The 21,975-nt window shown below is 39.9% G+C and carries 23 protein-coding genes; 10 read left to right on the top strand and 13 right to left on the bottom strand.

Features of this window, described 5'->3' with window-relative positions; all coding sequences use genetic code 11:
* The first annotated feature begins 154 nt into the window (after positions 1-154).
* Positions 155-295: a hypothetical protein gene (locus ODU37_RS00320; RefSeq protein WP_014635984.1), complete on the top strand. Its 141-nt coding sequence runs from the start codon at positions 155-157 to the stop codon at positions 293-295.
* Positions 296-468: 173 nt separating this feature from the next.
* Here the strand turns inward: ODU37_RS00320 and ODU37_RS00325 are convergent, their stop codons facing one another.
* Together ODU37_RS00325 and ODU37_RS00330 are read right to left on the bottom strand one after the other, a co-directional pair.
* The gene (locus ODU37_RS00325) at positions 469-1,011 is read right to left on the bottom strand and encodes a hypothetical protein (protein WP_074389902.1); all 543 of its coding nucleotides are present in this window, start codon (positions 1,009-1,011) and stop codon (positions 469-471) included.
* Positions 1,012-1,030: 19 nt separating this feature from the next.
* Positions 1,031-1,501, bottom strand: a complete 471-nt coding sequence (locus tag ODU37_RS00330) for a hypothetical protein (protein WP_024385761.1) — start codon at positions 1,499-1,501, stop codon at positions 1,031-1,033.
* Between the two features lie 130 nt (positions 1,502-1,631).
* Here ODU37_RS00330 and ODU37_RS00335 point away from each other — a divergent pair, with 130 nt between their 5' ends.
* Positions 1,632-2,432, top strand: coding sequence for an XRE family transcriptional regulator (locus tag ODU37_RS00335; protein ID WP_044676110.1), 801 nt, complete (start codon positions 1,632-1,634; stop codon positions 2,430-2,432).
* 662 nt (positions 2,433-3,094) lie between these two features.
* Here ODU37_RS00335 and mutY read toward each other — a convergent pair.
* From mutY to ODU37_RS00375, 8 genes are all read right to left on the bottom strand, one after another.
* On the bottom strand, positions 3,095-4,255 hold the full coding sequence (mutY, locus tag ODU37_RS00340) for an A/G-specific adenine glycosylase (RefSeq protein ID WP_249562106.1): 1,161 nt from the start codon (positions 4,253-4,255) through the stop codon (positions 3,095-3,097).
* Between the two features lie 401 nt (positions 4,256-4,656).
* Positions 4,657-5,049, bottom strand: coding sequence for a PaaI family thioesterase (locus ODU37_RS00345; RefSeq protein WP_029681487.1), 393 nt, complete (start codon positions 5,047-5,049; stop codon positions 4,657-4,659).
* Positions 5,033-6,775, bottom strand: a complete 1,743-nt coding sequence (locus ODU37_RS00350) for an ABC transporter ATP-binding protein (RefSeq protein WP_249562107.1) — start codon at positions 6,773-6,775, stop codon at positions 5,033-5,035. The genes ODU37_RS00345 and ODU37_RS00350 overlap by 17 nt, the downstream gene beginning before the upstream one ends.
* Positions 6,762-8,501, bottom strand: coding sequence for an ABC transporter ATP-binding protein (locus ODU37_RS00355; RefSeq protein WP_249562108.1), 1,740 nt, complete (start codon positions 8,499-8,501; stop codon positions 6,762-6,764). Before ODU37_RS00355 ends, ODU37_RS00350 begins: the two co-directional genes overlap by 14 nt.
* Before the next feature lies 1 nt (position 8,502).
* Positions 8,503-9,477 (bottom strand): phosphate acetyltransferase, encoded by a 975-nt coding sequence (gene pta / locus ODU37_RS00360; RefSeq protein WP_002935239.1) that lies wholly within the window; start codon positions 9,475-9,477, stop codon positions 8,503-8,505.
* A 17-nt stretch (positions 9,478-9,494) separates the two neighbouring features.
* Positions 9,495-10,388, bottom strand: coding sequence for an RluA family pseudouridine synthase (locus tag ODU37_RS00365; RefSeq protein ID WP_044758731.1), 894 nt, complete (start codon positions 10,386-10,388; stop codon positions 9,495-9,497).
* Positions 10,388-11,206, bottom strand: coding sequence for an NAD kinase (locus ODU37_RS00370; protein WP_029172301.1), 819 nt, complete (start codon positions 11,204-11,206; stop codon positions 10,388-10,390). Before ODU37_RS00370 ends, ODU37_RS00365 begins: the two co-directional genes overlap by 1 nt.
* On the bottom strand, positions 11,190-11,861 hold the full coding sequence (locus tag ODU37_RS00375) for a GTP pyrophosphokinase family protein (RefSeq protein ID WP_024385279.1): 672 nt from the start codon (positions 11,859-11,861) through the stop codon (positions 11,190-11,192). The genes ODU37_RS00370 and ODU37_RS00375 overlap by 17 nt, the downstream gene beginning before the upstream one ends.
* 86 nt (positions 11,862-11,947) lie before the next feature.
* Here ODU37_RS00375 and ODU37_RS00380 point away from each other — a divergent pair, with 86 nt between their 5' ends.
* From ODU37_RS00380 to ODU37_RS00410, 7 genes are all read left to right on the top strand, one after another.
* The gene (locus ODU37_RS00380) at positions 11,948-12,514 is read left to right on the top strand and encodes a CYTH domain-containing protein (protein ID WP_105158907.1); all 567 of its coding nucleotides are present in this window, start codon (positions 11,948-11,950) and stop codon (positions 12,512-12,514) included.
* 144 nt (positions 12,515-12,658) lie between these two features.
* Positions 12,659-13,636 (top strand): ribose-phosphate diphosphokinase, encoded by a 978-nt coding sequence (locus tag ODU37_RS00385; RefSeq protein WP_012775438.1) that lies wholly within the window; start codon positions 12,659-12,661, stop codon positions 13,634-13,636.
* Positions 13,637-13,647: 11 nt separating this feature from the next.
* Positions 13,648-14,763: a cysteine desulfurase family protein gene (locus tag ODU37_RS00390; RefSeq protein ID WP_105158908.1), complete on the top strand. Its 1,116-nt coding sequence runs from the start codon at positions 13,648-13,650 to the stop codon at positions 14,761-14,763.
* Position 14,764: 1 nt separating this feature from the next.
* Positions 14,765-15,109 (top strand): DUF1831 domain-containing protein, encoded by a 345-nt coding sequence (locus ODU37_RS00395; RefSeq protein ID WP_024407230.1) that lies wholly within the window; start codon positions 14,765-14,767, stop codon positions 15,107-15,109.
* A 1-nt stretch (position 15,110) separates the two neighbouring features.
* Positions 15,111-15,314: a DUF4649 family protein gene (locus tag ODU37_RS00400; protein WP_024378702.1), complete on the top strand. Its 204-nt coding sequence runs from the start codon at positions 15,111-15,113 to the stop codon at positions 15,312-15,314.
* Between the two features lie 134 nt (positions 15,315-15,448).
* Positions 15,449-16,087, top strand: coding sequence for a redox-sensing transcriptional repressor Rex (locus ODU37_RS00405; RefSeq protein ID WP_002935251.1), 639 nt, complete (start codon positions 15,449-15,451; stop codon positions 16,085-16,087).
* Positions 16,088-16,090: 3 nt separating this feature from the next.
* Complete coding sequence (locus ODU37_RS00410; RefSeq protein ID WP_249562109.1) at positions 16,091-16,783, top strand: gamma-glutamyl-gamma-aminobutyrate hydrolase family protein; 693 nt, start codon at positions 16,091-16,093, stop codon at positions 16,781-16,783.
* On the opposite strand, the gene radC is transcribed toward ODU37_RS00410, so the two are convergent.
* The 3 genes from radC to gyrA all read right to left on the bottom strand — a co-directional run bounded on the left by radC (position 16,780) and on the right by gyrA (position 20,774).
* A complete protein-coding gene (gene radC / locus ODU37_RS00415) occupies positions 16,780-17,460 on the bottom strand; it encodes a DNA repair protein RadC (RefSeq protein WP_002935253.1) in 681 nt (226 codons plus the stop codon). The two genes, ODU37_RS00410 and radC, sit on opposite strands and share 4 nt — an antisense overlap.
* A gap of 113 nt (positions 17,461-17,573) precedes the next feature.
* Entirely contained in the window at positions 17,574-18,323 is a 750-nt protein-coding gene (locus ODU37_RS00420) for a class A sortase (protein WP_002935254.1), read from the bottom strand.
* Positions 18,324-18,329: 6 nt separating this feature from the next.
* The gene (gyrA, locus tag ODU37_RS00425) at positions 18,330-20,774 is read right to left on the bottom strand and encodes a DNA gyrase subunit A (RefSeq protein ID WP_249562110.1); all 2,445 of its coding nucleotides are present in this window, start codon (positions 20,772-20,774) and stop codon (positions 18,330-18,332) included.
* 188 nt (positions 20,775-20,962) lie between these two features.
* On the opposite strand from gyrA, the gene ODU37_RS00430 reads away from it, so the two are divergent.
* The gene (locus ODU37_RS00430) at positions 20,963-21,946 is read left to right on the top strand and encodes an L-lactate dehydrogenase (RefSeq protein ID WP_002940816.1); all 984 of its coding nucleotides are present in this window, start codon (positions 20,963-20,965) and stop codon (positions 21,944-21,946) included.
* Positions 21,947-21,975: the final 29 nt, after the last annotated feature.

Genomic DNA, 21,975 nt, shown 5'->3' on the forward strand with positions numbered 1-21,975 from the left:
TATCCTCATAGTACTAATAATCTCTTATAGCATCTATCGCAGATGCCATCCTAATAATATGGACACTAAACAAGCGCTCAAATGTCCAAAATGTAAGTCAATAAAACTACAAACTTACATTCCAACACAAAAAAGATATTCTCGTAAAGCCGGTATGATTGGTCATGCAATCAATGGCATAGAGGGAGCTATGTTTGCAATGCTCTATGAAGCTGATCGGACTTATTATCGTTGTCAACATTGCGGTTACCGATTTTCTAGAAAGGAGAATCGGTTTATTTCTAACATCGAATAACCTCCCTGATTTTAATAGCTATAATTCAAAAGTAGTTACTCCAATTTTTATTAGCTGAAATATAATCCTATAAACGCATCATTAGACTTCTTCCTTTAAGATTCTAAGCTGATGCGCTTTTTATTTATCTGTTACTCCAATCAGCATGAGATGTTTTCCTACAGCTGCATCAGTTAACTGACTAGCTTAAAAATTCCTGTCCAATTTAGAAATGCCTTTCGACGCATTTGTTCAATTTCACAGCGAAATAATCCTGCTAATGTTGCTCTATTTAAAACAATACCATTCTTACGAGAAAGGCTAGTTACTTTATTTACAAGCGTCTCGACTTCTTCACCATCTCTAATTCCCATATCCCATAACTCTTGAAGTACTGATTTTTTATACATTTTCTCATATTCTGCCATACCTTGTAGAGTCCAGTAACGTTCATTATTCTCAACTTCTAACCATTGCCACACAATTTCTGTATCAGCTACATTAGGTTTTTCATGCTGACAGGATAGACAGAGGACCATCTGATTAGCCAGGCTCGTATCCTTGCTCCATTTACTTGATACAATCTGACACACAGCTACACCATGAGAACTTTTACATCTCCAGCATTTTCCTTCAAGCAATTCATCAGCGCTCAAAATTCCCCTTTCTATCAAAGTATCATTCCAATATTCTGCAACTTTCGATACTTCAGCTTTCTTATTCAACAAATTAAACATTTTCATTCTCCTACTATAATTACTTTTCTAATATCTGTGTCCGAACCATACTAGCCTGCAACATTGCTAACTCAACTACACAAGAATAATGACTCAAATCAAGATTTTCCAACAAACGATAAGAGACAAATAACTTCGGTTGCAATCGTGTGAGAGGTTTTGACCATATTACCGCTTCTGACTGGAATTGTTTGAGTGCCTGAAAATAAATCTGATTGACTGTAAGATAGGCTCTACCATTTAGTAAATATGCGTAATCTTGTATTAAATCTCTACAAAACGAAGCTACCCAAATAGCTGCGGTCTTCTCAGAATCAGTATCGTAATCGGCTAATAAGTCCAGCGTAATCAGACTTCCTTTTCCAAAATCCTTCGATTTCTGATCTCGCAATTTTTCAGTATTTATCGGAGTCGTCAAACCAAAATGATTAGCATAGGTTTCCCACTCTTTATAAATATCATTCCAAGAAATCTCTGTCATCCTTTTCATTTGCGACTCCTATTTTTCTTTTTGTGAGATTATCATAACACCGTTTTGATTTTTTGTCAAACACGTTAAACAAAATTTGCAAAAAATATTTTTTAATGGTATAATTAGTTAAACAAATAAGGAGACAACCATGATTTTAGGTGATATTTTAAAAGAATACCGAAGCAAGAATAAATTATCAATGGATAAATTCGCTGAATTATCTGGTTTAACAAAAGGTTATATTTCTATGTTGGAAAAGAACCAGCATCCCAAAACCAAAAAAGCTCTCCTGCCAACGATGGATACGCTAGAAAAAGTCGCTAAGGGCATGGCTATATCGGTTGGTGAGCTAATCGAGCAACTAGATTCTAATCAGGATATTGCTTTAACGATTACTCCTTCCCAGTTTAAACTCTTTCAACAGCCTATTCATCCAGAGGTTCAAACCTTGGACAATGAATTAAAAGGTGATTTCCATGCACAATGGTTAACTTTTGGTCAAGAACAGTTAGCAGCTATGCAAACTGCCTCAGTTACTCCTTCTGCTTCTATTCTTCACTTGGATGACTATCGGGAGCGAATCGAATTACCTGTTCCTGGTAAGGTTTCTGCCGGTACAGGTTACTGGCAGGATACAGACATGAACAGTCTTGTATCATTCTATAACGATGAGATTCCAGATAACCAATCTTATGATACAATCGCTCAGGTTGTGGGAGATTCTATGACTCCGCATATCGAGGATGGAGACTATCTCTTCATTCGCCTAACTCCTCATATTCCTCTAAATACGATTGGAATTTTTTCAGTCAATGGGGAAAATTTTGTTAAAAAGTTCAAAGGTGACTATTTGCAATCACTCAATTCTGACTATGATGATATCTATTTTAGCCCAGAAGACGATATTCGACCTATTGGTCAAGTTGTAGATATTTATAGTCCAGATTGATTTCTAAGCCTAGTTAATCACTAGTTATATTGGCTACATTCATCCATCTAGTTTTGGAAAGTCTGTTCGTATAGCTGGCGTTTTTTCTTACTGAAAACAAACTGAAAAGCACAGTAAAGGGAGGCTATGACAGCCTCCCTTTTATATGTCAAATTGGAAAAGTCCATTACCAGATAGTTATTTGACAACAAGTTAATGATTAAATAATTATTCTGCTACCCTTATGTCTTTGATTGTCCTCTTACTATTTGTCTAAAGTGTGGAGATTGCTTATTATGATGAAAATCGCTAGAGGTTTTTGTGATTTTCTAAGGTTATGTTCAAAAGTTACAACATCTTGAACACATAGTAGTTACGACACGAATAATCTTAGCCTACTTCTGATTGAACCGGGTAGCAAGGCTAAATAATGAGTTAATGCTATGCATTTGACAATGGATATCACAAATAGATATAAAACAGGGATAACGGACTTTTCCCCTACTAGCATCCCTCTCTTTTTATTAGAGAAAGATGGCTAATAGTATATACACTTCTACGAACGCTAAAGAACTCCTTTCAGCAATTCAGATGGCGTTCAACATCTTAACTAACTATTTCCTTTTTTCAATTAGATTATACCACTATTATAAAACGCTTTCAAATAATTATGTGCTCCAAAGTCAACTTTTTTGCTTTTCTTTTTCCTTGATAAAGTTTTCCCACATCTTTTGTTGCGGCTTAGCAAATGGGTAGGTAGGAAAATCTTCTACAGAAACCCATTTCAATTCTTTTGATTCTGGAAGGTTAAGTGTTTCTGCCACACCTTCCACCATTTCTATCTGCCATTTGCGGTGACTAAAAATGTGCTGGACGATGCCAAATTCTTGCTCTTGCCAATCAACAGTCAGACCATAAAGTTCCGTAAAGCTCTGCCGAATATCTGGCTGAACAACTTCTTCTGCAACTTCAAAGAGAGAGACTTGTTTTTCAACGATTGCTCCTTTTTCCAAAAGCGGAAAAGACCAGAAACCTGATAGAAGACCTGCTTCATTATTTTTTTCCAATAAAAATTGATTGTCTTTATTTCTGATGAGAAATCCCTGGTAGGCCACGGGAATCGGCTTTTTCTTTGGTGCTTTGATTGGATACTTATCCATTGTACCGTTTAAGTAGGCTGCGCTAAAGGCTTTGACTGGGCTGTCCTGGGGACGTGGATTAACTGGCGATTCAATATCCGACCCCAGATCCATCAGGGCTTGGTTGAAATCGCCCGGTCGCTCTGGATCAATCAATAGCTCCATCATCGCTTGGAAAATCTTGCGATTGGCAGGAAGACCAATGTCATAATCAACCTCAAACAAGCGGCTGAGAACCCGCATCACATTGCCATCTACCGCTGGTTCTGGCAAATTAAAAGCAATACTGGAAATTGCTCCAGCAGTATAAGGACCAATGCCCTTTAGGCTTGAAATGGCTGCATGCGTGGTCGGAAATTGCCCATCAAAATCTTCTACCATTTGCTGAGCTGCCTTTTGCATATTCCGCACGCGCGAATAATAGCCCAATCCTTCCCAGAGTTTGAGAATGACCTCCTCTGGTGCTTGTGCTAAATCACTAATCGTAGGCAAGTGATGGAGAAAACGTTCATAATAAGGAATGACCGTGTCTACTCTTGTCTGTTGAAGCATGATTTCAGAAACCCATATAGCATACGGATCCTTGGTCCGTCTCCAAGGCAAATCACGTTTATTAGCATCATACCAGTCTAAGAGTACCTTGCGAAAAGCTTGAATCTTTTCCTCCGGCCACATTTCGATTCCATATTCTTTCAAATTTAACATACATCTAGTATAACACAAAGAAAGGGAGCCAGCTTTTGCCAACTCCCTTATATCGTTTATAATCAAAATCAAACTAGCTCCAAAGGTTTGGGGAAACTTTGGAGCTTGGAAATAGAGCGAACGAAGTTCGTTTCTACAAAGGTTTGGGGAAACTTGGGAGATTGGAAATAGAGCGAACGAAGTTCGTTTCTACAAAGGTTTGGGGAAACTTGGGAGATTGGAAATAGAGCGAATGAAGTTCGTTTCTACAAAGGTTTGGGGAAACTTGGGAGATTGGAAATAGAGCGAACGAAGTTCATTTCTACAAAGGTTTGGGGAAACTTGGGAGATCGGAAATAGAGCGAACGAATTTGTTTCTCTCAATCTAGCCAAGACTGTCTGTTTTTGATGTTCGAAGAGTTTTATTCTACTTTTCCTGTTACAAACATGGTAAAACTTGCTGAAGCAAGTAGCTGTTTATCTTGATTTTCTATCTTAACTTCGACGACCTTTGTTCTACTTCCATCATGTGTGCAAGAGCCTATTACTGATAAGGTATCACCAAGTTTAGCTGCCTTCATATAATGGATATTGGACTGTAGGGTGACAGAATAAGAACCCCTTGCTACCGTTGTCAGACCTGCAACTGAATCTGCCAATGTGAAAAGAAAGCCTCCATGTGCCATACCGTATGGATTGAGAGATTTTTCCGTCACCTTTGTAGTCAGTAGCACCTCTTTCTCATTGAGCATTGTAGCTTGATAGTCATCTAAAACCGTAATCGGTTGTAAGTTTAATTTATCTAACACTTTCATCCTCCTCTGTCTGCTGACTTGTTTGCATTTGATAATAAACGCCTTGTTCAGCCATCAACGCTTCATGATTCCCTTGTTCAACAATTTTTCCATCCACCATGACCAAAATCAAGTCAGCTGATTGAATGGTTGATAGGCGATGAGCAATAATAAAACTGGTCCGTCCTTCCATCAATTTGGCAAATGCTTCCTGTACTAAAATTTCTGTCCGTGTATCAATAGAGGAAGTCGCCTCATCTAAAATCAGGATTTTAGGTATCTTGACAAAGACACGCGCAATAGACAAAAGCTGACGTTGTCCCTGGGATAAGCCTTCTCCTCCATCTGCCAAAACCGTATCGTAACCCTGTGGAAGCTGACGAATAAAGAAATCTGCATTAGCTGCCTTAGCCGCCTCAATGACCAATTCCCGCGTGGCATTTGGATAACCATAGGCAATATTATCATGAATGGTACCAGATTTGATCCATGTCTCCTGTAAAACCATCCCAATCTGTCTGCGGAGATCCTCACGACTGTACTGGCTAATCGAAACACCATCTAAGACAATCTGACCAGCCGTCACATCATAGAAACGCATAAGAAGGTTAATCATGGTTGATTTACCAGCACCAGTAGGTCCAACAATGGCTACCTTTTGTCCAGCTTCGACAGCAATATCCAGATGTTCAATCAGAGAACGGTCATGACTATAGGAGAAAGACACATTATCAAAGGAAATAGCTCCCTTCAACTCCTCTGAATCAATTTTCCGCTCAGCCTGATGGTCAATGCTATCTAGAGCCAAGATAGCAAACAGCCTGTCTGCACAAGCTAAGGCGCTCTGCAATTCCGATAGGACCGAGGAAATATCATTAAAAGGCTTGCTGTACTGACTAGCATAATTGAGAAAAGTTGTCAGAGACCCCACTGTAAAATTTCCTGCCATAATTCTCAGCGCTCCAAGTCCTGCAAGTAAGGAATAAATAATAGCATTGATAAAGCGAGTGCTTGGATTGACCGTTGAAGAGGCAAAGACAGCCTGTTGGGAATAGGTCGCATACTGGTCATTCACAACTTGAAAACCTTGCGTAAACTGTTCTTGAGCATTGAAAGATTGAACCAGTGTCAATTGACTGATGGACTCTTCCAAAAGCTGAGATTGCCTCCCACGTGCCTGAGTCTGTTGCCTATAATAACCATAGGATTTCTTAGCGATATAGCGTGCCACAAGCAGAGAAACTGGAGTCAGGGCAACAACAACCAACATCATCATCAAGTCAAGCCTAGCCATAGTGAAAATGGTTAGGAAAATGGTCAAGATACCAATGAAAAATTGATTGAAAATCATCAAGAGACCATTTGTTAATTGCTCACTATCACTTGAGAAACGAGCCACCAAGTCACCGACTGATTGACGATCAAGATAAGATAGGGGCATCTGGTGCAGCTTAACATAAACCTGTTCACGCAAGTCGGCCACCATTCCATAAACCAAGCGATTGGTTACCAAAGGTAAGTACCATTGCACCAGTGTATTAAGCAAGATAACCATCACCATTTTGCCTAAGATACCGAGCAAGACCTGACCATTTGCTATCAATACTGCATCAACTGCCTGACCAATCAAGATAGGCAGATAAACTGTCAGAAGGACTTGCACCAAAGTTCCCACCAACATCAAGGACATTCGAAGGGGCTGGTGTAGAACCAATCTGACCAGTTCCTTAAAACTAGATTGTCTCATAGCTATCCTCCTCTCCTTGTTGTTGCGATTGGTGAATTTCTTGATAAATAGCAGAGCTTCTCAGAAAGTCCTCATGGCGACCAAGTCCAACTTGACGCCCTTGTTCCAAGACTAAAATCTGATCAGCTGTCCGTAAACTATTGGTTCTTTGTGACACCATGATTAAGTTCTGACCTGGTAATTCCTGGCGAATAGCAGCTAATAATCGACTCTCCGTCAAATAATCCAGAGCAGAGGTCGCATCATCCAAGATTAAAATCGGTGCTTTCTGTAAAATAGCGCGTGCAATGGTCAGACGTTGACGCTGTCCACCAGAAAAATTCTTCCCAAAGGCTTCGACTGGGCTATCCAAACCACCTTTATCCTCTATGAAAGATTTAGCCTGTGCAATTTCTAATGCAGACCATAGGTCACTATCAGATATTTCTTCCAATCCTAAAGATAAATTAGAACGAATAGTTCCAGCAAAAAGCTGAGCCTGTTGCGGAACGATGGCAATTTGCTGCCGCCACTCTTTTAAATTCTTAGGACTTTTTCCATCAATGAAGAGAGAGAGCTGATTTGTTGGCACTGAATAGAGTGCCTGCAATAAATCTACTAGGGTGGACTTACCTGACCCAGTTCCCCCGATAATTCCCATAAACTGTCCCTTACGTAAGTCAAAAGCAATGTCAGACAGGGACTCCTCAGCAGATTTCGGATAAGAAAAGGAAAGATGACGCACAGAAAAGATGATTTCCTTATCCTCACTAACCACTCTTGGCAAACTAGACTCTACATCCTCAGATGTTTGGTCAAACACCTCTTGAATACGTTGCGCTGAGATATAGGTCTGGTTGAGAGTAGACACGACCATAATCATCTTGACCAATTCGACTAAAATTTGAAGAAGGTAGTTGATAAGAGCGACCAACATCCCCTGTTCCAACAAATTGTGTGAAATGGCTATATTTCCTTGCCAGATGAGAATGAGTAAGGTGCCGTTGACCACTAAAAATGTCAATGGCGATAAAAGACTAGACCAAAAACCAGCCTGCAACTGTTGCTTCTTATAAATCTGATTTATGCCTTGAAAAGCCTTAATTTCCCGCTCTCTTTGTCCAAATGCACGAATCACTCGCCAACCAGTCACTGTCTCACGGACCTGCCCCACCAAACTATCTAATTCTTTTCGCATCGATTGATAAATACGGCTGGTCATAACAGAAATGACTGTCACTATAAAAATCAATAGGATAATCATTCCTAGAAAATAGGCAGATAAACTTGGGCTAATATAGAATGCCATGATGAGCGAACCAAATACGACAATTGGAGCACGTAAAAACAAACGAAGAAAAGTATTAATACCCGTTTGAATTTGTAAAGTGTCGCTAGTCAATCGTGTCAGCAAGCTGGATGAGGAAAGAATATCTCGGCTAGACTTGGGAAGGGAAAGAACCTTCTGATACAAGTCATTCGTCAGCTCTTTAGTCACCCCAACCGCTGCTTTAGCTGAATAATATTGCGCTATTAGTGAAACAATAATTCCAATACATGCTAGACCAACCAGTAAAAAAAGCATAGCAACCAGGTTTCCCTGGCTGCCATTTGGAATAATTGTATCAACGATATAGGCGATAATTAATGGTACCAAAAGCTCAAAACAAGCTTCCAATAGTTTAAAAATTGGGCCTAATATGGATTCCTTAATATAGTCCTTAAAATATCGTGATAAAAATTTCATATTAACGGTGCTCCAAAGCCTGAACCGCAGTAATCAAGGTCAAGTTGTAAACATCATCAGGGTTACAACCACGAGACAAATCGTTTACAGGCTGATTCAAACCTTGTAAAACAGGACCTACCGCTGCAAATCCACCCATACGTTCGGCAATTTTATAACCAATATTACCAGCTGAGATACCTGGGAAGATAAATACAGTCGCTTGACCAGCAACACTCGAACCTGGGGCTTTTAATTTACCTGTGGTAGGAACAAAGGCAGCATCAAATTGCAATTCACCGTCCAAATCCAACTCCGGACGCAATTTTTGAGCAATTTTTGTAGCTTCAACAACCTTATCTACTTTAGGACCAGCACCAGAGCCTTTTGTAGAATAGCTGAGCATCGCTACTTTGGGATCAATACCAAACATTTTAGCAGTACGTGCTGAGTTGATAGCAATTTCTGCCAAGGTTTGAGCATCTGGATCAATGTTGATAGCACAGTCACCAAAAATATAACGCTCTTCACCTTTTACCATCAAGAAGGCACCTGATGTTTTCGATACACCTGGTTCTGTTTTAATGATTTGAAGAGCTGGACGAACTGTTGAAGCAGTTGAATGAATCGCACCAGATACCATACCTTCTACTACGCCCATATATACCAACATAACACCAAAGTAATTAACATCTTTCAACAACTCATGTGCCTGCTCTTCTGATACCTTACCTTTACGGCGCTCTACCAAAGCAGCTACCATCTCATCATATCTATCATAATGAGCTGGGTCAATAATTTCAAAACCTTCTGTAATCCCTTCAATGTCAAGGTAAATCTTAATACGATCTGGGTTTCCAAGCAAGACGGGTACTACATCCGACTCATTTACCAAACGTTTTGTCGCCTGCAAGATACGTGGTTCTTCACCTTCTGGCAATACGATACGTACTTTTTTACCCTCTAGCTTTGTAGCTAATTGCTCAAAAATTTTCATGAACAAACTCCTTAAATTTATTTACTTATTAACTGATTGATGACAGCCTGAAAATCCTCAGGAAGCGGTGCTTCCAAATCAATCCTTTCGGCTGAAAAAGGATTGTCGAAGGCCAAATTATGACAATGCAAGGCTTGACGTTCTATCCCACATTCTAAACTTCCACCATACATATCATCTCCTAACAATGGAAATCCAATGTGAGAAAAATGAACACGAATCTGATGAGTCCGCCCAGTATGTAGTTGAATATCTACTAAATGAATATCTCCCCACGATTGCACAACACGATAGGAAGTATGAGCATATTTTCCATTCTTTGTCACACAACGGGTGATGATGCTGTCTTCTGGACGACCGATAGGGGCAATAATATCCCCTGTCTCTTCTAGCTGCCCATTCCCCTTCACCAAAGCATAATAACGTTTATGAATAAGCTTGGCCTGTAACTGCTTATCGAGTCGTGCGTGGGCATAGCCGTGCTTGGCAAACAGCATGACGCCTGATGTATCCCTATCCAGACGAGTCACAATATGAACCTGCTTATTCTCATAATTCTGCTCAATAAGATAACCTTTTACAAAATTTGCAATTGTAAATGAATGCAAGGCAGAAGGAATGGAGGCGTAGCCAACCGGCTTATTTATCGCCAGAAAATGGTCGTCTTCATAGACGATATCCAGCGGATAAGAAATCGGTTTCAAACTTCCCGTTAAATCCTCCTCAGCTGGTATGTCAATTGTAACCCTATCTCCAATATCTAGCAAGTAAGTTGCATTGCGTTCGATATCATTGACCCAAATATTGCCGCCTGTGTACTTGATTTTGGCCAACAAACCTTTTGAAACACCGTGTTTTTTCAAAAAAGTTTTAATTTTAGTATGCTGGTCCGCAATAAATTCAAACCGCATTACTCCACCTCTCCAATAAAGGCATCCTTCACACGATTCCAAAAACTAGTATGGCTTGGGGTAGCAACAAAGTGAATCTTATACTGATCAATCTGGTACTCAATTTTTTCAATGTTGTCATAGACATAGGTCTTATTATCAACAGCAATTGAATAGCGATCACTGTGCTTGGGTTCAATAACAATCTTGTCTTTTTTGGGAACAACGATAGAAGACCCTAGTGTGCGATAAACGCGATTATTCAAACTAGCCACTTCTGCTATTTGCAAGGCTTCAATGGTCGGATGCAAGACCGCGCCACCTAAAGACTTGTTGTAAGCTGTTGAACCAGTTGGGGTCGAGACAGAAATTCCGTCACCTCGAAAACGTTCAAAGGGAACATTATTGATGATAATATCTGCCACCATCGTTTTAGATAAACGCTTGATTGTCGCTTCATTTAAGGCACGCGCCTCGACAATGCGGCCATCTGTCATCTTGACCTTAGCATTTAAAATCGGATACGATACTCTAGCACCTGTATCAAGCTTAAGATTTTCAATCAGCTTGTCCACTTCAAAATCGCGATAATCTGTATAAAACCCCAAATGACCCGTGTGAATTCCTACAAAACGTACACGATCAATCAACTTTTCATACTTGTGAAAAGCAGATAAAAGCATCCCATCTCCACCGATAGAAATGACAATATCTGGATTTTTAGGAGTCAAAATAAAATTTGCTTCTTTTAACTTTGTCCATAATTCTTTGGACACCGCTTCACTCTTAGGATTTCGACTAGCGAGCAGAGCGATTTTTTTTCTACCTGTATTCTTCATCTGTATCATCACTGTTGCCCACACCGTCATTCAGTTTGCGATAGGCAGGATCAAATAAGGCCTGCGCTTCTTGAATGTCGTTGCGGATTTTTCGCATCTCCTCATCTAATTCATAGGCAATTTTTGCTGTAACTTCCAAGCGTTTCTTGATTTCTTCTGGAAAATTCCCCTTATATTTATAATTCAGAGAATGTTCAATTGTAGCCCAGAAATTCATGGAAAGGGTTCGAATCTGGATCTCTGCCAGAACCGTCTCGTTGCCATTTATAGTATCCACAGGATACTCAATCACCACATGATATGAACGGTAGCCAGAAGCTTTCATATTGTTGATATAATCCCGTTCATGCACAATTTGCATATCCTTGCGTTTCCGCAAAATAGCTAATACTTCTTCAATGTCGTCCACAAATTGAACCATAATCCGAAGACCGGCAATATCTTGCATATCTTGAGCAAGATTTTCCAATTTGATATGTCGCAGGACCATTTTTTCTTTAATGGATTCAATCGGTTTTACCCGTCCTGTGACAAACTCAATTGGAGAATGCCGATTAGCCTTGCGATACTGCTTGCGAATCCCCCGCAGTTTGATTTTCAATTCACCAACTGTCTGAATATAGGGGTCTAAAAATTCTTCCCAGTTAAAGTCCATACGGCCCCTTTCTTGTCAAAACTTTTAAATTGTATTAGAATAACACAAAGACTAATCTATTATAACACATTGAAAGGGTTTACTGCATGAAAAACCACCTTGAAATTGAGTATAAAACCTTATTGACCAAATCCGAATACAAACGCCTGCTTACTGACTTTTCAGATGTGAGCCCAATTCTTCAAACAAACCACTACATTGATACCCCAGACCTAGATATGAAGAATCACCGCTTTTCACTCCGTATTCGTACATTTGAAGACTCAGCAGAACTAACCTTAAAAATTCCACAAGAAGTCGGAAATCAAGAATATAACCAAGCTCTAGACATCCAAACTGCACATCATTTACTGGAAAATTTTCAACTACCAGCAGGACAAATTTCTGACATTATTTCTGCAACAGAGATTCCACTTGATAAACTTGCTGTCTGGGGAAGCCTCACGACAAAACGCTATGAGAAACAGACATCTATAGGTCTTATGGCTCTCGATGAAAATGATTATGTGGGACAAAAAGATTATGAATTAGAAGTCGAAGTGACCGATGCAGATGCAGGGAAAATTCTTTTTGATGAATTCCTTAAGAAGAAATCAATTCAATTCAAATATGCTAGCAGTAAGGTTGCACGAACAGCTACCTACATGAAATAACTATAAAAAATCAGCCAAATAAGGTTGATTTTTTAGTTTCACTACTGAAAATTTTTCATTTTTTTGATAGAATAGAATTATCTATTGTAAAAAATACTTTTATGTCATCATAAAAGCTCAGTGTGTAAAAGGAGTTACTTTAAAATGGTACAACCACTCGGTGAACATAACATTAAATTATTCTCACTCAATAGCAACCGCGATATTGCTGAAAAAATTGCTGATTCTGCTGGAATTCCTCTTGGAAAACTGTCTTCTCGTCAGTTTTCTGATGGTGAGATTCAAATTAACATTGAAGAATCTGTACGTGGCGTAGACGTCTACATTATCCAATCAACAAGCTATCCGGTCAATAATCACTTGTGGGAATTATTGATTATGATCGATGCTTGTAAACGTGCTAGTGCCAACACCATTACAGCGGTCATCCCTTATTTCGGCTATGCTCGTCAAGACCGTACCGCTTCTCCACGCGAACCAATTACAGCTAAATTAGTTGCAAATATGCTGGTTAAAGCTGGTGTCGACCGTGTATTGACTCTTGATTTGCACGCTTCACAAATTCAAGGTTTCTTTGATATTCCAGTAGACAATCTCCTTACAGAACCACTTTTTGCAGCTTACTACATGGAAAAAGGACTCTGCGGAGAAGATGTCGTCATTGTGAGTCCTAAAAATTCTGGTATCAAACGAGCTCGTAATATCGCTGAATTTCTAAATGCGCCGATTGCGATTATCGACTACGCTCAAGATGATTCTGAACGTTCTGAAGGCTATATTATTGGTGATGTTGCTGGTAAAAAAGCTATTTTGGTGGACGATATTCTCAATACTGGTCGCACTTTCTCACAAGCTTCAAAAATTGTCCAAGAAGGTGGCGCTACTGAAATTTATGCAGTTGCCAGCCATGGTCTCTTTGCGGGAACTGCAGCCCAACTCTTAGATGAAGCACCAATCAAAGAAATATTAGTTACCGATTCTGTTGCAAGCAAAGAACAGCATCCTAAAAATATCGCCTTCCTAACAGCTAGTGACTTGATTGCAGATGCCATCCACCGCATCCAAGAACATCAGCCACTCAGCCCACTTTTCAAATTTACTAGTCCTGAAAAAGAAAACTAGGAGTAAACTCTTTGATTTATTTAGATAATGCAGCGACCACTGCTCTATCTCCTACTGCACTCCAACGGATGATGGAAGTGGCTCAAGAAAATTATGGAAACCCCTCCAGTATCCATCAAAGCGGTCGGAAAGCCAATCAATATCTTAGACAAAGTCGTCAAGAGATTGCTCAGATCCTCTCCGCCTCTCCTGAACAAATTATTTTCACATCTGGAGGCTCCGAAGCTGATACTTTAGCTATTCAAGGCTATGCACTTGCACATCAATCCAAAGGAAAACACCTGATTACTACGGCTATCGAACACCATGCTGTCCTCCATACCATGCAATATCTAGAGGAGCGGTTTGGGTTCGAGGTAACCTATATCCACCCAGTCGATCAAGTAATCACCGCTCAACAAATTCAGGATGCCCTTCGACCAGATACTATTTTAGTCAGCGTCATGTTTGCTAACAATGAGACCGGTCAGCTACTTCCCATCAAGGAAATTGGAAAGCTTCTAGCCGATCATCAGGCCGTCTTTCATGTAGATGCTGTCCAAGCAATTGGAAAAATTGCAATTGCTCCCTCTGACTACGGAATTGACTTCCTCGCAGCCTCTGCCCATAAATTCCATGGTCCAAAGGGGATGGGATTCCTGTATAGTAACGTTCATAAATTTGATTCCTTGATCCACGGCGGAAAGCAGGAACAGCAACATCGAGCAGGTACTGAGAATCTCCCTGCTATTGCTGCTATGGCGACTGCCCTAACAGAACAATATGAGTCCTTAGATACGCATCATAAGCATGTCAGTGAACTGCGACAACATATTATCAAGGGATTGTCTGGCTTAGACTATTATCTCAATCAGGCTGGACCTCATCTCCCTCATGTCCTTAATATCGGTTTTCCTGGTAAACTTAATGAACAACTACTCATGCAACTAGATTTGGCAGGTATCGCTGTTTCTAGCGGTTCCGCATGTACGGCAGGTGTTGTCCAAAATAGCCATGTTTTAGAAGCTATGTATGGAAAAGACTCCCATCGTCTGAAAGAATCCATTCGTATCAGCCTATCTGAAATCAATACAAAAGAAGAGATAGATACTCTTATCATCGAACTAAAGAAAATACTTGGAGGTTAAAATGGCATTCCAACAATCAGTTACCTTAAAAGATTGTAATTTTACTTATCACATTAGCCCTGCTATCAAAAAATATACACTCCGTGATAACACCTTTGAACAAACCAAAGCAGGCCACTATCAGCTTACACGTCTTCTGGAAGAAATTCCAAATTCAAACCAAGGATTCCTCTTGAAAATTATTATCAATCAAGACCTAACTGGTTTTAAAATTAACATTACCGACAAGTCTGGTCTTCATCTGGTAAACATTTTTAAGCCAGAAAGTAATAAGGTTATTCAAGAAAAATTCTATTTCCTCATGGATAGCTTGATTGACCGTGACATCTTTACAAAAGAGGGTTAGTATGATTGAAATTCACTATCTTGATGCTTACAAGCAAGAACGTATCCAAACATTTGAGAATAAAGATGCAGCCATTCTGGCTTTTTCCGGTTGCTTAACCCTCCCAGACTATTATCCAGTTACCAGCATTACACAAGACGGACAAGCTCTGGATTACAAAGGGACAATCGGGGATCTCTATCGCTATTTACAAACACTAGATTAGACAGTTTCCTGTTTAATCTTTTTTTAAAATCAATCTGTTGATTTTTTCACAAACTTGGACTAGAATAGAATAAAGAACTGTTTAATATATAAATAATCGATAAAGCGTATTCTATCGAAATAAAGGAGTCTAAAGTGAAAAACGATAAAAAATCTGATATTCCACGCGCAACTGCCAAACGTCTATCCCTCTACTATCGCATTTTTAAACGTTTCTATGCAGGAAATATTGAAAAAGCTAGTTCAAAAGAAATTGCTGAAGCTATCGGAATCGACTCAGCTACCGTCCGCCGAGATTTTTCCTATTTTGGAGAGCTTGGTCGTCGTGGCTTTGGCTACAATGTCAAAGAGTTGATGGATTTCTTTGCGGATATTCTAAATGATACCTCCATCACCAATGTTATGCTTGTTGGAGTCGGGAATATGGGGCGGGCCTTGCTACACTATCGCTTCCACGAACGAAATAAAATGAAAATAGTCATGGCTTTTGAAGCAGATGATAATCCAGCTGTTGGAACGACAGATGAAAATATCCCAATCCATGCAATCTCAGAAATCAAGGAACGTATCAGCGAAGCAAACTCTCAGACAGCCATTCTGACGGTACCCAGCGTCAAAGCGCAAGAAGTGACTGATATTCTTGTTGAAGCTGGTGTTAAAGGGATTCTGAGCTTTTCACCAGTTAACTTGTCTGTCCCAAAAGATGTCGTTGTCCAGTATGTTGATTTGACTAGTGAATTACAGACACTACTCTACTTTATGCGAAAAGGATAAGCAATGAAAAAACCAGTTATTGGTATTTCTGGAAATGAATATAAAACAGGGGATCATACAGAACCCCTGCTTTCTTATACCCAGACTTGCCTCGTACAAGCTATTGAAGATGCTGGCGGACTCCCACTCATCCTTCCTGTTACAAAGCCTGATTTGGCAAAATATTATATCCATCTTATTGACAAACTCATCCTAACAGGAGGACAAAATGTCCAGCCAAGTTACTATCACGAAGAAAGGACTATTGACAGCGATAATTATCTACCAAAGCGTGACGAGTTTGAATTAGCCCTCATAAGGGCTGCCCAAGAAAATCAGAAACCTATCTTCGGTATCTGCCGAGGTCTACAGCTCTACAATGTAGCTCAAGGTGGTAGCCTTCATCAATCAATTTCTGAACATTGGCAAGACATAGACGGACAAGAAGTCAGTCAAACGATTCAACTGACTCAAAACAGTCTACTTTACAACATATATAAGTCCGATCCGAGTGTAAACTCATTTCACCGCCAGGCTATCAAAGACTTAGCACCTGACTTAGAAATCATTGCACTATCAGATAATCAACAGATTATTGAAGCAGTTCATTCAGCCTACCCAACTAAATTTTTAGGGGTTCAATGGCATCCTGAACTACTCTACGGTAAACGTGAGATTGAAAAAGACCTCTTCCACTATATTGTCAATAAACTTTAAAATAACTCACTTTCTTCTCTAAAAGAATAGTAATCCTTATTTCCAACAATTAAATGATCTAATAATACCAGTCCTAGCTTTTCGCAGGACTCTTTTAAATTCTCCGTAAATAGCAAATCATTCCTACTAGGTTGTACTGAACCCGACGGGTGGTTATGAACGATGATAATCGATGTTGCCATACATTTTACTGCGTAATGCAAAATTTCACGTGGTTCTGCAATGCTACGATTAACACTCCCAATAAAAATCGTTTTTTGACTGATAATCTGGTTCTGTGTATTGAGATAAAGTGCAACTAGATGCTCCTGCTTCTTATGCCCGATTTCATGAATCATCTTACGTCCCAACTTCTCACTTCCCAAAATTCTCTCATTTAAGAGTAGCTCTGATTGATTGATACGTTTTCCAAGTTCAATCATAGCCTTAATTTCAATCGCCTTGACGCGCCCAATTCCAGTCAAACTTTGCAATTCTTCAATTGATAGTTCTCTTAGAGCCGCTAAACTTTCCAAACGATTCAATAATTTATTGGAGAGAATAGAAACAGGTTCTTTTTTTGTCCCAGTTCTAATAAAAATTGCTAGCAATTCCTGATTACTGAGACGCTCAGCTCCAACTTCTACTAAACGTTCTCTAGGTAGAATGGCCTCTTCTTTAAATTCAATTTGATACATAATTTCCTCCTCACCTATCTATTCGTAAAATCTTGCAAAAAAAGAAGCCATATAAAACCAAAGAATATCTCCTCAGTCTTATACCACTTCTTTATTCTTAATATATAGATGTTTTATTGTCCATAATCATACTGATTATAACTCTTATTGAAGGAATCTAAGATGTCTTTTGCCGTTTCATTATATGGAGTGGTTGATTCAAGAACTCCTTTTACAACAATACGTTGCGTAGCATAATAGTCCGTACATGTCACTAACGTAACTTCTGTACGTCCTTCTACATCATCAATGACATAGACACTTTCAGGCGAAACAATTTCCACACTATCAATAACGTAGGTGTAAACATTGGTCTTGTCAGTAATATAGATTTTCATGCCGTTTTTAGCACGATCAAGCGGTGAAAAGAGAACATCTGCTGCACCAGTTACACCAAAAATATGGTGGCTGGCCAACGCATAATTTCCTTTCCCCATCTCTTGGTTTTCCTTCATGGTACCAGCTCCATACATGAGCGAAGTATTGAAGACCCCTTTAAAAATAGGAAGGTTGATACCAAGCTCGGGAACCGCAATTCCACCAATTACAGGTAAGCGTTGTGCATCCCACTGAGCTGCTAAAATAGCCTCTGTAGAAATAGACTGAACCTGTTCGAAATCAAATGTTGTCTCAGCCTGTTTATTCTTTTCGATATCCTCTGTCGTAACATTGCTAATCTGGTATTTATTCGTATTCCAGCCGATAATAAAATTACGGATAGAGGTATTAAATATCAATGCCAAGGAAATCAGTATCAATACAACTGTTAAAAAATTGCGCCAAAAAGAACCTTTACGCTTCTTCTTTTTTTCACGTTTTGACATGATTATTTATTCCTTTTCTTCTTTAATTTCGGCAGCATCTACCAAGGCAAAGGTCATGATTTTCGCTTCATCATTCAAGCGCATCACTTTTACACCCATGGTTGAACGACCAGTTTGAGAGATATTCGCAACACTTGTACGAATAATCACGCCAGTATCGGTAATAACCATAATATCTTCATCACCAGATACCGTTGTCAAACCTGCCAGAGAACCATTCTTATCAGCAACTTTAAGAGTCTTGATACCCTTACCACCACGACCTTTGGTTGGATACTCACTGGCTGGTGTACGTTTACCAAAACCTTTTTCCGTCAATACGAGTACTTCTTGGTCATCAGAAATCATAGTAGCGCCAACTAACTGGTCTCCCTCGCGTAAATTGATACCACGAACACCTGTTGCTGTACGGCCCATATTACGAACATCTGTTTCAGTGAAACGTACAGAATAACCGAACTTAGTCCCCATAATAATGTCTGCTTGACCATTTGTTAAGAAAACATTGATGAGTTCATCGTCTTCTTTCAAATTCAAAGCTTTCAGACCGCTCTGGCGAATATTGGCAAATTCTGACACACTAGTCCGTTTTACAACACCTTGGCGGGTTGCAAAGAAGAGATAGCTATCTGCCTCCTGGTCCTTAGTTACATTGATAATGGTTTGAATTGCCTCGTTTTCTTCCAATTTAAGCAAATTGACTACTGGAAGTCCCTTTGCAGTACGACCATATTCTGGGATTTCATAGCCTTTGAGACGGTAAACACGTCCCTTGTTAGTGAAGAAGAGCAAGCGATCATGAGTGCTTGTAGAGACTAATTCTCGTACAAAATCATCATCCTTGACGCCAGTTCCTTGAACCCCACGTCCTCCACGCTTCTGAGCTTGAAACTCATCCTGTGCCAAACGCTTGATGTAGCCTTGGTTTGACAAGGTGATTAAAACATCCGTTTCTTCAATCAAGTCCTCATCTTCAAGGGAAAGAACTTCACCAACCATCAATTCTGTACGGCGTGGGTCAGCATATTTACGTTTGACTTCTTCTAATTCGTCTTTAATAATCTGAACAACACGCTCAGGCTTAGCTAGAATATCAGCCAAATCTGCAATCAATGCCACTAACTCATCATATTCTGATTGAATCTTGTCGCGTTCCAAACCTGTCAAACGACGAAGACGCATATCAAGAATAGCCTGACTCTGACGTTCAGAAAGGTCAAATTTCTCCATCAATTCAGCTTGAGCAATAGCATCAGTTTCTGAATTACGGATAATACGAATGACTTCATCAATATGGTCAAGAGCAATCAGCAAGCCTTCTAAGATATGAGCACGCGCCTCAGCCTTTTCTTTATCAAATCGTGTACGACGAGTGACTACTTCTTTTTGGTGTTCAATATAAGACTCTAGAATCTGACGTACAGAAAGGATTTTCGGTACACCATTTTGGATGGCCAACATGTTGAAACTAAAGTTGGTTTGAAGCTGTGTTTGCTTAAACAAATTATTCAAGATGACGTTGGCTGAGGCATCACGACGAACTTCGATAACAAATCGTACACCCTCACGGTTGGATTCGTCTCGAACAGCAGTGATTCCTTCAATACGTTTTTCTTGGACTAATTTAACAATATGTTCTTGAACCTTGGACTTATTGACCATGTATGGAAACTCTGTAACAACAATGCGCTCACGACCATTTCCATATTCTTCAATTTCTGTGCGGGAACGAAGAACTATTGAACCTTTACCAGTTTCATAAGCACGGTGAATTCCAGATTTCCCCATAACCAAGGCACCTGTCGGAAAATCTGGTCCAGGCAAGACTTCCATAATCTCACGTGTTGTTACCTCGGGATTGTCCATAACCAGCTTAACTGCCTCGATAGTCTCACCCAAGTTGTGTGGAGGAATGTTGGTAGCCATACCAACGGCGATACCAGTCGTTCCGTTAACCAGAAGGTTAGGGAAACGAGCAGGTAAAACCTCAGGCTCACGTTCACTCGCGTCATAGTTATCCGCAAAATTTACCGTGTTCTTGTTAATATCACGAAGCATTTCAAGCGCAATCTTGCTCATGCGTGCTTCTGTATAACGCTGAGCGGCTGCTCCGTCACCATCCATGGAACCAAAGTTTCCGTGACCATCAACTAACATGTGACGGTAGCTCCACCATTGTGCCATACGAACCATTGCTTCGTAAATCGCAAAATCTCCATGCGGGTGATATTTACCCATAACATCCCCTGTGATACGGGCTGATTTTTTATGTGGTTTATCCGGTGTAATTCCTAATTCATTCATCCCATACAAAATACGGCGATGAACCGGCTTCAGACCATCACGTACATCAGGCAGAGCACGTGAAACGATAACACTCATCGCATAGTCGATGAAGGATGATTTCATCTCATTGGTCAGATTAACCGTTACTAAATTTTTATCTTGCATTATATGCCTCTTTCAACAGTCATTGTGCTTCTATTATACCATATTGGCGAATAAATTTCTTTGTTGGAAACTAGCATGTAAACATTTTCAAAGGCGCTTTCACAAGTGACAAAAAGCTTAAAACATGCTAGAATGTATTATGGTCGGGATGAAGTCATCCCCAAATAAAACTAAGGAGATGTTTAGCAATGACTGCAACTAAACAACACAAAAAAGTAATCCTTGTCGGTGACGGTGCCGTAGGTTCTGCTTATGCTTATGCTCTTGTTAACCAAGGGATTGGTCAAGAATTGGGTATCATCGATATCAACAAAGACCGTACTCAAGGTGATGCAGAAGACTTGAGCCACGCATTGGCCTTCACATTCCCTAAAAAAATCTACTCTGCTGAGTATTCAGATGCTCATGACGCAGACTTGGTTGTATTGACAGCTGGTTTGCCACAAAAACCAGGTGAAACTCGCCTTGAATTGGTAGAGAAAAACCTTCGTATCAACCAACAAATCGTTACAGAAATCGTTAACTCTGGTTTCAACGGTATCTTCCTTGTTGCTGCTAACCCTGTTGACGTGTTGACTTACTCAACTTGGAAATTCTCTGGTTTCCCTAAAGAGCGTGTTATCGGTTCTGGTACTTCTCTTGACTCAGCTCGTTTCCGTCAAGCATTGGCTGAGAAAATCGGTATCGACGCACGTTCAGTTCACGCTTACATCATGGGTGAGCACGGTGACTCAGAATTTGCAGTTTGGTCACATGCCAACGTTGCTGGTGTGAAATTGTACGACTGGTTGCAAGATAACCGCGATATTGATGAGCAAGGTCTTGTTGACTTGTTTGTATCTGTTCGTGATGCAGCCTACTCAATCATCAACAAAAAAGGCGCAACTTACTACGGTATCGGTGTTGCACTTGCACGTATCACTAAAGCAATCTTTGATGATGAAAATGCAGTACTTCCATTGTCAGTTTACCAAGCTGGCCAATACGAAGGTGTTGAAGATGTCTTCATCGGTCAACCTGCTATCATCGGTGCCCACGGTATCGTTCGTCCAGTCAATATCCCATTGAGCGAAGCTGAATTGCAAAAAATGCAAGCATCTGCTAAACAATTGAAAGACATCATCGATGATGCTTTCGCAAACCCAGAAATTGCAGCTGGTGTAAAAAACTAATTATATAAAATAGTAAAAAAGGTGAGCAA

This window comes from Streptococcus sp. 2021WUSS109 (genome assembly GCF_044427305.1).
Lineage (GTDB): Bacteria > Bacillota > Bacilli > Lactobacillales > Streptococcaceae > Streptococcus > Streptococcus suis.